This is a genomic window from Larkinella terrae (genome assembly GCF_009668025.1).
Classification (GTDB): Bacteria; Bacteroidota; Bacteroidia; order Cytophagales; family Spirosomataceae; genus Larkinella; species Larkinella terrae.
In genome coordinates, this window is the sequence record NZ_WJXZ01000001.1 from 1 (window position 1) to 13,683 (window position 13,683).

General features: G+C 54.5%; 12 protein-coding genes. 1 reads left to right on the forward strand and 11 read right to left on the reverse strand.

Annotated features, from left to right (window positions below):
* Positions 1-129 precede the first annotated feature (129 nt).
* Together GJJ30_RS00005 and GJJ30_RS00010 are read right to left on the reverse strand one after the other, a co-directional pair.
* Complete coding sequence (locus GJJ30_RS00005; protein WP_154171851.1) at positions 130-1,188, reverse strand: sugar phosphate isomerase/epimerase family protein; 1,059 nt, start codon at positions 1,186-1,188, stop codon at positions 130-132.
* 46 nt (positions 1,189-1,234) lie between these two features.
* Positions 1,235-3,784 carry a DUF7133 domain-containing protein gene (locus tag GJJ30_RS00010; protein WP_154171853.1) on the reverse strand — a complete coding sequence of 850 codons (2,550 nt, stop codon included), beginning with the start codon at positions 3,782-3,784 and terminating at the stop codon, positions 1,235-1,237.
* 298 nt (positions 3,785-4,082) lie between these two features.
* Between GJJ30_RS00010 and GJJ30_RS00015 the strand changes: the two genes are divergently transcribed.
* Positions 4,083-5,000, forward strand: coding sequence for a class I SAM-dependent methyltransferase (locus GJJ30_RS00015; protein WP_310588181.1), 918 nt, complete (start codon positions 4,083-4,085; stop codon positions 4,998-5,000).
* Positions 5,001-5,099: 99 nt separating this feature from the next.
* On the opposite strand, the gene GJJ30_RS00020 is transcribed toward GJJ30_RS00015, so the two are convergent.
* The 9 genes from GJJ30_RS00020 to ccoS form a co-directional block, all read right to left on the reverse strand.
* Positions 5,100-6,260 (reverse strand): lycopene cyclase family protein, encoded by a 1,161-nt coding sequence (locus GJJ30_RS00020; protein ID WP_154171857.1) that lies wholly within the window; start codon positions 6,258-6,260, stop codon positions 5,100-5,102.
* A gap of 111 nt (positions 6,261-6,371) precedes the next feature.
* On the reverse strand, positions 6,372-7,250 hold the full coding sequence (gene lipA / locus GJJ30_RS00025; RefSeq protein WP_154171859.1) for a lipoyl synthase: 879 nt from the start codon (positions 7,248-7,250) through the stop codon (positions 6,372-6,374).
* Positions 7,251-7,426: 176 nt separating this feature from the next.
* The gene (locus tag GJJ30_RS00030; protein WP_154171861.1) at positions 7,427-8,131 is read right to left on the reverse strand and encodes a sulfite exporter TauE/SafE family protein; all 705 of its coding nucleotides are present in this window, start codon (positions 8,129-8,131) and stop codon (positions 7,427-7,429) included.
* Positions 8,132-8,134: 3 nt separating this feature from the next.
* Positions 8,135-8,557, reverse strand: coding sequence for a FixH family protein (locus GJJ30_RS00035; RefSeq protein WP_154171863.1), 423 nt, complete (start codon positions 8,555-8,557; stop codon positions 8,135-8,137).
* 2 nt (positions 8,558-8,559) lie between these two features.
* Entirely contained in the window at positions 8,560-9,975 is a 1,416-nt protein-coding gene (gene ccoG / locus GJJ30_RS00040) for a cytochrome c oxidase accessory protein CcoG (protein ID WP_154171865.1), read from the reverse strand.
* Between the two features lie 17 nt (positions 9,976-9,992).
* Positions 9,993-10,829, reverse strand: coding sequence for a cbb3-type cytochrome c oxidase N-terminal domain-containing protein (locus GJJ30_RS00045; RefSeq protein ID WP_154171867.1), 837 nt, complete (start codon positions 10,827-10,829; stop codon positions 9,993-9,995).
* Positions 10,830-10,843: 14 nt separating this feature from the next.
* Positions 10,844-11,014 carry a hypothetical protein gene (locus GJJ30_RS31995; RefSeq protein WP_170299076.1) on the reverse strand — a complete coding sequence of 57 codons (171 nt, stop codon included), beginning with the start codon at positions 11,012-11,014 and terminating at the stop codon, positions 10,844-10,846.
* Between the two features lie 77 nt (positions 11,015-11,091).
* Positions 11,092-13,302, reverse strand: coding sequence for a cytochrome-c oxidase, cbb3-type subunit I (ccoN, locus tag GJJ30_RS00050; protein WP_154171869.1), 2,211 nt, complete (start codon positions 13,300-13,302; stop codon positions 11,092-11,094).
* On the reverse strand, positions 13,299-13,523 hold the full coding sequence (gene ccoS / locus GJJ30_RS32245) for a cbb3-type cytochrome oxidase assembly protein CcoS (protein ID WP_229312876.1): 225 nt from the start codon (positions 13,521-13,523) through the stop codon (positions 13,299-13,301). Before ccoS ends, ccoN begins: the two co-directional genes overlap by 4 nt.
* Positions 13,524-13,683: the final 160 nt, after the last annotated feature.

The following is a 13,683-nucleotide window of genomic DNA, read 5'->3' on the forward strand; positions in this document are numbered from 1 at the left end:
CTTTACTCATAAGTGATTAGTATACGGTTTTCAGTATTCGGTTTACGGTAGCTGACGCGTTCATTAAATGTCAAATAACGAACGCGTCAGCCACCGTAAACCGAATACTGAAAACCGTAAATCTTTAGTTTATTTAATCCCCAACTTCTTGTCACTGTACGAAAGGCAGTCGACAATGTTTTTCTCCTCAATGGCCAGCTTTTCGTCGCCCGATAACTGGGAAACCCGGGGCAGCCCGGCCTTGTACGTCTGGGCCTTGACCATGCGCAGCGTGCGGTCCATGTCCGACTTCGGAATATCACCGAATGTCTCCCAATATTCTTTTTTCTGACACGGTATTTCCAGCGGATCGCGGGTGATCATTTCCAGGTTGAAGGTCACTGCCGGATTGTATTTTTTACAGAGGGCAATCATCTTCGGCAGGTCCAGAATCCCCTTCCCAAGCGGCACTTCCGACAGCAGAAAACCGTCGGCGTATTCGGCCACGCCCATGTCTTTGACGTGCGTCGTAAAAACGTACGGCGACAAGGTTTCCACCACCGTCATCGGCTCTTCGAGCAGAGCGATGCTGTTGCCAAAATCCAGCGTGACGCCAATCCACTCGCTACTCAATTGTTTCAGCACGGCCACCAGTTCCGTGGCCCGCCAGTCTTTGTGGTTTTCGACCGCCAGTTTGACCTTGTGTTTCCGCAGAATGGGCTCCGCTAATTGCAGCGACACCAGCGCGTTTTTCTTCACATTCTGCCATTCTTCGTTGGAATGGTAGGTTTCGTAGCGTCGCCCGCTCGAGCAAACCGTCCGCAGAATGGTCGCTCCGGCTTCTTTGGCGTTGATGACTTCCTGTTCAAAAGCCGCCACCTGTTCCGGTTTTTTGGGCAATCCAATGGACCCTTCCAGGTACAATCCCACTTTTTCGCGCTCGTTGCGGAGCTTTTTGGCAAAATCCGCCGACCAGTCTTTCACGACGGTTTGCACCCCGCCCGCGCCAATTTCCTTGCAATGATCCACCAGTTCGATGGCATTCGTAAAACCGGGGTACTTGCTGCTGTCGATCTTTGAATTCCATCGAAAACCGTAGGAGTGCACCACCACGCCCATCGGCACGTCTTTCAGGAACGCGGGTAATTTAGGCAGCGAGAGCGCAAACGCTCCGGCGGCCGCTTTCTGGATAAATTCACGTCTGTACATGACAACTGCGGGTTTAGGAATAGTCTGATATTCAGTCCGGCCGGTATTATTTCCCGACCGGAGTTTTGGCGTCCAGCATGTAAGTATTCAGTTCTTTAGCCGTCCAGGGCACCACCCGCCCCTGCGAAGTGACGCGCGTCATGGCCACCGTCTGGCGGCCAATCGGACCGGCGTTGTTTCCCCATTCGTTGCGGATGTACATCAAAATAGACGTAATCGACGCGTCGTCCATCGTCGAATGCGAGGGCATCACCGGCAGGATATCCGGCGCATTATATACTTTCTTGGCTACTTCCACCGGTCCTTCCATGCCGTGGAGCAGAATCAACGCCAGGCGTTTTTCATCACCCAGCACCCAGTCGGAGCCCACGAGCGGAGGGCCAAACCGGTTCAGACCGGCACCATCCGTCCCGTGGCAGCCCGAGCAGGTACTCAGGTAAAGCTGTCGTCCGGACGCAAACAACTTCTGCTCGTCGTCACTTAACAGGCTCTTTTTGGTCGCATTCGCTTTGACCGCAGTATGGCCCGGCCATTCGAATAAAGCCGCCAGATTTTCCAAGCGTGAGGGTTCGATTCCGGAACCAGCACGCGCCAGCAGTTTGGGAGCAGCGTCCAGTTTGATCGGTTTTTTCGTCGTACTCCCCTGAATGGCCAGGCTGGTCAAAACCGCCTTTTCCTGCCAGCCCATTGGTTCTTTTTCCAGCAGCGTAAGCAGTGCCGACAGTTCCGCCGGATTCCGTTTCCGCACAATGGAGGTGGTCAGCATTTCCAGGAAAATTTCCTTCGCGGGCTCGTGGGTTTGCCATTGCGGGGCTTTCAACAGCGTTTGCAAAAACGCAAATTCCTGATTCTGAAGGCTGCTCAGGGCCGCATCGCGGATCAACGCGGTGGAGCCGTATGTATTCACAATCCCGGCCAGCAGTTGGTGCGACACCTTTGGATTCAGCAGTTCCGCCGTGAACGACATCTGAAGAATCTGCTCAATGGGCGCTTTTTCCCAACTACTCAGGAGTTGCTGTTCCAGCTTGGCCCGGACGGTTTTATCGGTCTTGGCAATCGGTTCCAGCAGCCGCAGGGCCGTCGTTTTAATCAGCGCATTCTCGTCGGTCAACAAACCCAAAAGCAGTTGAGAGTCGCTCAGTTTCAGGCCGTCGAGCGTCCACAGGGCGTGAAACCGCCCCAGCGGATTTTCGCCTTTCCGGGCCAGTTCCATCAACGGCTGCCGGACGGTTTTGTCGTTTCGCTCGACCAGTAACCGCTGCGCCATGTCCCGGTACCAGCCGTCCGGATTCGACAATTCCCGCACCAGGTCCGCCGACGTCGCTTTCGACAGTTTTACCGGTTTGGCCGGTTTCCAGTTTTCGGGTACAATCCGCCAGATGCGGCCTTTGTTGACCGGCAAAACCAGGTGCCGGTTCAGCGTTTGCTCCCGCAAATACGGCGTGACGTACGCTTTGTGCTGAATCAGCCCGCGATACATGTCGGCGACATACAACGCGCCATCCGGGCCGGTGGCCTGAAAAACCGGTCGAAACCGCTCGTCGGTCGATGCCAGAAATTCGCGACCCGGATGCGGATCTTTCGCGCTGATCAGGATTCCGTTTTCCTCCACCACATTGCGTTTGATCAAATTGCCGGAGGGTTCGCAGACGAATACATTGCCGTAATACTCTCTGGGTAAGGCGGTTCCGCGGTAAAACAGGGGTGAACAGGCCGCCGTAAATTCCAGCAAACGTCCTTCCTTGTCCAGCGTTCCGGGAATATAGCCCCGGTTGACCGCCGGATTGGGCCGGATCGGATACACCCGCCGGTCGATCGTCAGACCGTGGTCGATACCGGTAGTGGGCGTGTGGTTTTTATTCCGCGACAGGTAGTTGGGCGGCACCAGATCGGCGTGGAGCTGCGACCAGTTGTAGTTGTAATAAAGCCGTCCTTCGTCGTCATGACTGATGCCCCATTGCCCCCGGAATTCGGTGCTGTCGCGCTCCCACTTTCCATTGTTCAGCCGGTAACGAAGCCGGGATTTAGCGTTGTAGTACCAGTTGTCCATGCCGCGCCAGAGGCCGTTGCCGGAGTGTTCGGGCAAACCGCTTCCGGCGTACGAGGGATCGATCAGCGTTTTCGAATCCGCTTTCAGATCGCCGTTGGTGTCTTTCGTCAGCCATAACTGGCTGTTTTCGGCCACCAGAGCCCCGCCCGGAATCAACGCGATGGAACGCGGCAGAATCAGGCTGTCCATGTAAACCGTACTGGCGTCCATCTGCCCGTCGCCGTTTGTATCTTCCAGCACCGAAATCCGCCCGACCGGTTTGTCTTCGCCGGTACCGTCGATGTTGGGCATAAAACCGCGCATTTCCACTACCCACAAGCGTCCATCTTCGTCAAAAGTCAGCACGACCGGGTCTTCCACCATGGGTTCGGCAGCCACCAGCTGCACATTCAAACCCGGCTCAATCCGGAACGTTGCCAGTTCTTCGGCGGGCGTTTTGGCCGGTGAAGGGCCCTCATCCCAGGTCGATACGAAGCTGGTTTTAAAACTCAGCAGACCCAGAAGGCCGATTCCGATGAAATAGCTATAGGAAATGCGCTGGCGCATAAGACGCTTTTTGTCATTATTACATAATAAAGATTTTTTAGAAAAATACTACTCATGAACCGCCAACAAATGTGGGGCGGTTCTGTTGGGTCAATCGTGAAACTCCGTGTCAAAACCGGTATCTGTGGCCAATGGCCGAATTCCTGAATACGAAGTAAATACCGCGTAAAAAAGCACGACCGCTCTTCAACGGATTTGAGAAGAAATAGAAATCTGTCGGCGGTCGAAAATTGATTGAAATCTCGTAACTTACTGCTGAAAATCACGGAATTCAGTGACAAGGAAATCACCGAATTCGGTGATTATTCGGGCCGGAACAACGCCTACCTTTGTACCGGATTTACAGCACAGGAAACTTTTTGTAACCAAACCAATCATTCACGCTACTTTTAAGCAACAAATAATGAATCCAAACAAAGCATTGTGGGAAAAAGGCGACTTCACCCGCCTGTCCGAAAACATGCGGGAAAGCGGTGCCGCCCTGATCGACAAAATCGGTGTTACCAAGGGCATGAACGTGCTGGACCTGGGATGCGGAGATGGCACGACGGCGATCCCTTCCGCCAAACTGGGAGCGAATGTTCTCGGCGTTGATATCGCCCGCAACCTGGTCGCAGCCGGTAACAAGCGCGCCCAGAGCGAAGGATTGACCAACTGCACCTTCCAGGAAGGCGATGCCACGAATCTGAGTGAGTTGAAAGATCAGTCTTTTGATCTGGTTGTCAGCATCTTCGGTGCCATGTTTGCCCCTAAACCGTTCGACGTTGCCAAAGAAATGGTGCGGGTGACCAAGCCGGGCGGCCGCATCGTGATGGGTAACTGGATTCCGGGAGATCCCACGCTGGTAGCCCAGATCCTGCGGATCAGCTCCGCCTACACGCCACCGCCACCGGAAGGCTTCATCAGTCCCATGCTGTGGGGCGTTGAGCGTCAGGTGCTGGAACGCTTCGGGCAGGCCGGTATTCCGGAATCGAATATTTCCTTTGAGAAGGATAGCTATACCTTCAAGGCGCCCATTCCACCGGCCGACTTCCTGGCCCTGTTCCGAAACTATTACGGCCCGACCATGAACGCCTTTGAAGCTGCGGAAAAAGAAGGAAAAGCCGAAGATCTGCAACGTGAACTGGAAGCGCTGTTTGCCAGCCAGAATACGAGCACGGACCCGAATTCTACCGCTATTTCGGCTACTTTCTTACGGGTAACCGTGGTCCGTTAAGGGAATTAGATCGCTATTTTGCCAAAAACCAGCCTGATCAGGCTGGTTTTTGGCTTTTCAAGCAATGAGCTTTTGAGCGCAAACAATTCTTCAACAGTCTCAAATCCGGAAAATTCGCTTCCGCATCACGTCCAGCGCTGCGATGGTAAAAGCCCCTAACGGAACCGTCGTCATAATTTTAAGGTCTTCGGCAAAGGTGGTGTCTTCGTCCAGAAACCGGAAAATCTGGGTGGGCGGGTTCCGTTGGTACAGCCGAGTAAACACATCATCGGCGGGGTGACGGCGTTTCTGCAACACGTTCAGCAGAACACTGTCCAGAAACTGCTTGAAAAAGCGTCGCAAGGGCGGTTTGTGACGTTTCGGTTTGCCGCTAGCCACCATGTTCTGGACGATTTCGTGCAAATACCGCTGGGTTCGCTGAAAGGTGTAGCCGGTGGAAGGTTTGGTGTAACCGCCCGCCGTGCCGATCCGAACGACGTGCTTGCCCGGTCGTTCGCTGGTGGGCTCGTCCGACATGGGGATGATGCCGAATTCCGTTTCCTGAATCGCGTATCCTCCCGTATCCAGAAACCGGTCGATGTAGCTCAGCAAGGCGGTTTCGTATTGTTCGTCCGACAGCAACTGGTCGTTGAAAATGGTGTATTCGACCAGAGCCGTCCGCTCATCGAAGGGCAGAATGTACAAAAACCGGCAGTCGCCCTGCTGATCGACCCGGAAATCCATCATTCGCGGTTTCCCGACGTCGAAACACGGCTTTTCGGTCGTAATGGTCCAGCCTTTGAAGTGCTGCCAGAGGTTGTGGTTTTCGGGTTTGTTCAGTTTCAGGGCGTGGGTGCTGTCGAAAACGAAGTCGGCGATGTACGGTTCGTCGTCGGCAATGACAAAACCGCCCTGCGGAGTATCCTTCACGCGATTAACGGTTACCTGTCGAAACTCGATGGACGGAAACCGGGCCAGGTGCGTTTTCATGAATTCGTAGAAATCGATGCCCCGGAGCATTTTGTATTGGTAATCCCCGATGTCGAGCGCCCCGCTGAAGGTGGTTCCGATGAACTCGACGGTGTTCCATTTCCGGAATAAAATCGACTCAAAAGGCCCTTCCTGTTTCTCCCAGAAACACCAGGTCCGGTCGTTGCGCGACTTGGTTTCTTTGTCCAGAATCAGAATGGAGCGGTCGCGCAGGGGCGAAAGACTCAGGTAATACGCCAGACTCAATCCGGCCATTCCTCCCCCCGCGATGATGAAGTCGTATTTTTTCATTCCTAACCAATAAACAGAAAAAGTAGGAAACGAAAAAGGGCGGAGCAGAAAAAGGCTTAAAAACCTATTTCCACTCCGCCCGCTTCTCAAGTACGGCGGTTTTATGCCTTCTCAGACATTCACATGGCGCTCGGCGTGGTACGAAGACCGCACCAAAGGGCCCGATTCGACGTATTTTAACCCGCGCTTCAGGCCTTCTTCGCGGTACATGGCAAATTTTTCGGGGTGAATCCACTCGATCACTTCGTGGTGCATCTTGGTGGGTTGGAGGTATTGACCCAACGTCAGAATGTCCAGTCCGTTTTCGACCAGGTCATCTATGGCTTTCAGCACCTCGTCGGTAGTTTCGCCCAAGCCCAGCATGATGCCCGATTTGGTCCGCTGGCCGTATTCCTTGGTCCGGCGGATCTGTTCCAGACTGCGTTCGTACCGAGCCTGCGGGCGAACCCGGCGGTACAGCCGCTCCACGGTTTCCATGTTGTGCGAAACCACTTCCTGACCGGCTTCAATCATCCGGGTCAGGGCGTCCCAGTTTCCTTTCGTATCCGGAATCAGCGTTTCGATGGTCGTCGTTGGCGACACTTCTTTCACCGCCCGGACGGTCTGGTACCAGATTTCGGCTCCGCGGTCTTTCAGTTCGTCCCGGTTGACGGAGGTAATCACGGCGTGTTTGACTTTCATCAGCAGAATGGCCTCGGCCACCCGGCGGGGTTCGTCGGTATCGTATTCGTTCGGACGGCCGGTTGCCACGGCGCAGAACGTACAACTCCGCGTGCAGACGTTGCCCAGAATCATGAACGTAGCCGTGCCAGCGCCCCAGCATTCGCCCATGTTCGGACAGTTTCCGCTTTCGCAGATGGTATGTAATTGATAGGTATCGACTAACTTACGGACTTTGGCGTATTCCGGGCCAATGGGCAGTTTTACCCGCAGCCAATCAGGGCGTTTCTTACGCTGTTGTTCGGAGGGTATTACGGGAAGTTCAATCATAGCAAACCTCAATCCAGTTTTTTACACAATGGATTTTCGGGAAGTAAAGTTCGGGAAAAAGGGGAAAGAACAAAAACGAAACGACGACCCGGCGATTTCGGGATTTCCGAATCCGCGTTAGGCAACACTTTATCGAAGTAAAGATCAATTTCCGGTCGATAAGCGCTCCTTTGGACTTATTTTCCGGCCGCCGATACGCCGTGGCAAAGCGGAATCGCCGGTTCGGAAGAACTCGTTAGGGGAGTCATGTAAATACCCCGAATCACGAGCACAATTCCCAGGCCGACGGCAAGCAGGGGCATCATTTTCACAAACCGCTGCCGTAAGCGCATGGAAAAAAAAGCCGGAACCAACCGAATTGCCAGCAGGGCGGGCACGGTTCCGATCCCGAAAAGCAGCATGTAAACCGCACTACCCAGGGCATTTCCCATAACCACCGCTCCGGCCAACGCGATATAAACCGAACCACAGGGCAACAAACCGTTCAGAAATCCCATCACCGCAAAAGCGCCCGGTGAAGGCGTTTTCAAAACCGCTGCCAGGGGTCCAACCAGCCAGTGCATGGCTTTCGGAGCGGCCAATCCCCCAAACCGCCCCCGAATTACGACGGTCCACCCGATCAGGAATAAGCCCGCAGCAATCGACAGCGGCCGTTGCATCCCGATAAAAAGCAAGCCCTGACCCAGACTGCCCAGCGCCATCCCCAAACCCGCATACGCCAGAATCCGGCCCAGGTGGTACAATCCCACACCGAGCCAGCGCTGCGCCACGGGCAATCGCCCGACCGGAAGCGCCATCGCCAGCGGTCCGCACATGCCCACGCAGTGCAAACTTCCGACGAGCCCCAGCATCAGGGCGGAAAAGGTCCAGGCGGTGGCCATGACTTATGGTATCTGTAAAGTTTGTTCGTGGTAAAACGTTTGCCCATCCGCCGTCCAGCTCAGCTGCAACCGCCAGAGTCCTTTGGACAAAGCTGCCGTTGAAACGGTTTGCCGACCGGTTTTGAGCCGAATCGTTTGGTCCCGTTGCCGATCGGCGGGGCAGTAGAACGTCAGTTGGCCCTGTTCCCAGCCCGCCGGAAGCTGCAAATAGAGTTCCTGCCGAACCTCATCAAAATGCAGCGGATTCGGCTGATTTAGCCGGGCGGTGCGGGCCCGGCGGTCAATGTGTTGCTGGTAGGCGATTTCGTCCTGGTAGTAATCGTCCCGCACCAGATCAACGTGCTGGCGAGTCATCAGCACGACCATCGTACCGATAAAACCGGCAAACAGAACAAAAACAAGTACAATCGATTTTCCCCAGTTCATGATTATTCGGGATTTACCGGCCCCAGAAAAGTCGTTTCGATCTGATCCACCACGGCATCGCCGACCCGGACGTCAATCGTCAGCGTAGTTTTATTTCCGCGAATGGCTTTTTCGGGCAGTGAGATAAAAAATAAAGTTTTGGTCAGTTCGCCGGGCTGAACCCGGTTCAGGGGTTGGACAAAACGCAAAACCGCATCGGCCTGCTGAGGCACGAACCGGACGGGCAAAGCGCCGTACGTTTTGTTGATTACCTCGACCGAATACAGGTTCGAAATCCGGTTATTGGCTTCCCGCTGAAACAACTGGCCGGGAGCGCGTAATACGGTCACGTCCAGCGCAGGGCGGCCGACCAGCAAAAAAACCAAAAGGCCCACCAAAGACGCCAAAACCGCCGTATAGGCCAGAATCCGGCCCGTTATCCGGAAGGGTTGCCGGGTTTCGATGCCCTGCTGCGAGTCCATCCGGATCAGCCCCAGCGGCCGATTGATTTTGGTCATTATGTCATCGCACGCATCGATACAGGCGGTGCAGTTGATGCATTCCATCTGCGTTCCATTTCGGATGTCGATGCCGGTCGGGCAGACCTGAACACACAGTTTGCAGTCAATGCAATCGCCTTTCCGATCAACGCTATCCTTTTTCAGCTTGCCACGGGGTTCGCCCCGCACGTAATCGTAGGCAACCAGGAGTGAATTTTTATCCAGCAATACGCTTTGCAAACGGCCGTACGGGCAAATGGTCGTGCAGACGATCTCGCGCAGGTAAGCAAAAACCGCATAGAAAACGCCCGTGAACAGCAGGATAGCCGCCAAACTGCCCAGGTGTTTGCCCGGTCCGTCCGTGATCAGCGCCAGCCACTCCTGACGGCCAATGAGATAGGCCAGAAACGTATTGCTTATCAGGAACGAAATCAGGAAAAATACGCTGTATTTGGTCCCTTTTTTAATGATTTTCTCGGTGGTCCAGGGTCCGGCATCCAGCCGTTTTCGGGCGGTATAATCGCCCTCAATCCAGCTTTCAATTTTCCGAAAAACCATCTCCATAAAGATGGTTTGCGGGCAGATCCAGCCACAAAACACCCGCCCGAAAACGACGGTAAAGAGCGCAATAAATACGATAAACGTGATCAACCCGATGGCGACGAGGTAAAAATCCTGCGGCCAGAAGGTGACGCCGAAAAAGATAAACCGGCGCTCCAGCACGTTGAACAGAAACAGCGGATGCCCATTGACCCAGACAAAGGGCCCCGCAAACAGCGCCGTCAGCAACCCGATGGCGACCACCGTCCGCCAGCGCGTAAACCGTCCGGACGTTGCCCTGGGATACAGCCACTGGCGGTTTCCGCCGGTGGTCTGGTTGGGCAGGTGTGATCGGAAATAGTCGTCGACCGGTGTAGACAGGTTGTGGTCGGAGTCCATCGTTTTGTTTACCAATTTTACTGTTTAGTTACCTCTTCCGCGGAAAGACTAGCGGTTTCCCGGACGCCCTGCGGTTCTTTGGCACCATCGGGTTTCGACCCTTGCAGGGACAGAATGTAACTGGCTACCTGCTGAATCTGCAGGGGGTTGAGCTGTTTTTTCCACGCCATCATTCCTTTTTCGGGAACGCCTTCCGTAATGGTGTGAAACACAGCTTTGACCGAGCCTCCGTGCAGCCAGAACTCGTCCGTCAGGTTTGGCCCCACGCCCCCCTGCCCCTGCGGACCGTGACAGGCCACGCAGTTTTGCAGGAATACGGTTTTTCCCGTTTCAAGCATTTTGGCGTCTTTGACGAGGGCGACGGTATTTTCGTTGATCGATCCGGCTACTTTCTGGATGTACATTTCACGCTGCTTTTCGGCAATCGCCACTTCCTGCGTGTATTCGGCGGTTTGCAAATCGCCGACGTTCAGGACGTGAAACAAAAGCAGGTAAACGATCCCAAACGCAATCGTGCCGTAAAATAGCCCCATGAACCAGGGCGGGGTGGGGTTGTCGAGTTCCTGAATCCCGTCGTAGCCGTGCTCCATCATCAGGTCCTTTTCCTGATTAAGGGCGTGCAGCCCGGCCATGCGCTGCCAGAACGAGCGGGAATCGACGGGTTTGCTGATCGAAGCAGGGGCAGGCGCTACCACTTTTCGCAGAATAACGACTAGGTAAAGGGCTACCACACCGATAAAAATCATGACGATCAATAACAGGATGGCCAGCATCAGAATTACAGAGTCCTGGCCCGGATCAGCCGTCCAGAACGTTGACGGATTGCCCGACAGAAGAATAAAAAGCAGATTCATAGGAAGCAGTGGCGTTAATCGGTGGATGAATCCTCAAACGGGAGACGACTCATCTGCCCCATGTGGTTTTTATCGGCCAGCCACAAATACAGGCCAACCAGCACGAAAAAGGCAAAAAAGGTCAGGAACGAACCCACCATATAGAAGTCGGCCCCGGGGATTTTAGAGATGAATTGCTTGAACATGGCTTTTTTAGTTAAGAGTGAAGAGTTAGGAATTAAGAGTTGGCTGACGCACGCTTTTTTAACTCATAACTCTTCACTCATTTAGTAGCGGTTTCCATTTTCTTGATATCGGTACCTAGGCGTTGCAGGTAGGCGATGAGGGCGACGATTTCGCGGTCGGCGTTTACCTTGATGCCGTCTTTGGCGAGCTGGCCGCTCACCTCAGCCGACTGGTTTTTCAGGTCTTCGCCGGCATTCTGAATCGTTGCCTCGTCGTAGGGGACACCCAGCTTTTTCAGGGCGTTCAGCTTATCGGCGGTTTTCGACACGTCGAGTTGTTGCTCAATTAACCAGGGGTACGGCGGCATGATGGAGCCCGGCGACATGGACGTCGGATCGAGCATGTGGTGGTAGTGCCAGGCGTGGGGGTATTTGCCGCCCTCGCGGTGCAGGTCCGGGCCCGTGCGCTTGCTGCCCCAGAGAAACGGATGGTCGTAGACGAACTCGCCCGCTTTGGAATATTCGCCGTAGCGCTCGGTTTCGGAGCGGAATGGCCGCACCATCTGGCTATGGCAGCTGACGCAACCTTCCCGGACGTAAATGTCACGTCCTTCTACTTCGAGGGGCGTATAGGGCTGAACGGCCACAATGGTCGGCACGTTGCTTTGCACCATAAACGTGGGCACCAGTTCGATGAGCGAGCCAATCAGAATGACCACCAGAGAGCCCACCAGCAGCGGTACCGGTTTGCGTTCGAACCAGCGGTGCCAGTACCGGTCGCTTCCGGTAGGAACGTACGCTTTCGTCAGGGCCGGTGCTTCGGCGGGTTCGTTGGCCTGCAAGCTTCCGCTGGCCATCGTTTTAAACAGGTTGTAGGCCATCAGGATTGCTCCGATCAGGTAGAACGTTCCACCAACCGCCCGCATCCGGTGCATCGGCAGCAGTTGCAGCGTGGTTTCCAGAAAATTACCGTATCGCAACGTACTTTCGGGCGTAAATTCCTTCCACATCATGCCCTGTGTAAATCCGGAAATGTACATCGGAACGGCGTAGAACAGGATTCCCAGAGTTCCCAGCCAGAAATGCACATTGAGCAGCCGGTTTGAGTACAGGGGCGTTTTGTACAGGCGCGGAATCAGCCAGTACAGGATTGCGAAGGTCAGAAAACCGTTCCAGCCCAGCGCCCCGACGTGTACGTGGGCCACAATCCAGTCGGTAAAGTGGGCGATGGCGTTGACGTTTTTCAGGGAAAGCATGGGACCTTCGAACGTCGCCATACCGTAAGAAGTTAAGCCCACCACCATAAATTTAAGAATGGCATCTTCCCGGACTTTATCCCAGGCCCCGCGCAGGGTCAGCAGCCCGTTGATCATCCCACCCCAGGAGGGCGCAATAAGCATGATGGAAAAAACCACCCCCAGCGACTGCGCCCAGTCGGGCAGCGAACTGTAGAGCAAATGGTGGGGTCCGGCCCAGATGTAGATAAAAATCAGCGCCCAGAAGTGCAGAATGGAAAGCTTGTAGGAATAAACCGGCCGGTTGGCCATTTTCGGCAGAAAGTAATACATCATCCCCAGGTAGGGCGTCGTCAGGAAAAACGCGACGGCGTTGTGACCATACCACCACTGCACCAGCGCGTCCTGAACCCCGGCGTACAGGGAATAGCTCTTCAGGAAGCTGACGGGAATGGCCATCGAATTCATGATGTGCAAAACCGCTATCGTTACGAAAGTCGCGATGTAAAACCAGATGGCCACATACAGGTGACGCTCCCGTCGTTTGATGATCGTACCGAACATATTAATGCCAAAAACGACCCAGATCAGCGTAATGGCGATGTCGATGGGCCATTCGAGTTCCGCGTATTCCTTGGAGGAGGTCAGCCCCAGCGGCAGGGTGGCAACGGCGGACAGGATAATCAGCTGCCAGCCCCAGAAGTGGATTTTACTCAACAGGTCCGAAAACATCCGGGCTTTGCAAAGCCGTTGCAGGGAGTAGTAGACGCCCATAAAAATGGCGTTCCCCACAAAGGCAAAGATCACCGCATTGGTGTGCAGGGGTCGGATGCGTCCAAAGGTCGTATACTGATTGCCCAGGTTGGCCGCCGGAGCAAACAACTGGCTGGCGGCAATCACCCCGACCAGCATGCCAATGATTCCCCAGATAATGGTCGCGATACCAAAATTGCGGACAATGGTGTTGTCATACGCAAACCGTTCGGCAACGGTTTGCTCGCCAGGCGGCAGGTGTCCCATGGCCGTTTTTGCTGGCGGATTCAGTACGGATGGGGGATTGGTGGTCACGTTCATACGGCAGTAGAAGATGTTTTGGTGGAGGCTGGGACGGTCGGTTTGGGATGGGCGACAAAACCGGACCCGGATTCGTCGGGGGTCGTATCATCGAGTAACATGCGCAGCGATGGCGTGTACAGGTCGTCTTGCTGGCCGGTGCGCATCGACCAGATGAAAGCACCGAGAAATCCCAGGGCCATCAGCAGACTAATTCCGATCATAAAAAAGAGAATGGACATACGCTTTACCATTTGATTCCCAAAATTGGGGGTAAACCGTAGGGTAACGAATGAGGGAAATCAGTCACATAGCTGATAGAATTCAGCTTTGGCAGGGCGATGAGAAAACTCATGTTTTTGGCTGATACGAGTCAGGATGAGGGATTCCGGTGGCGCATAG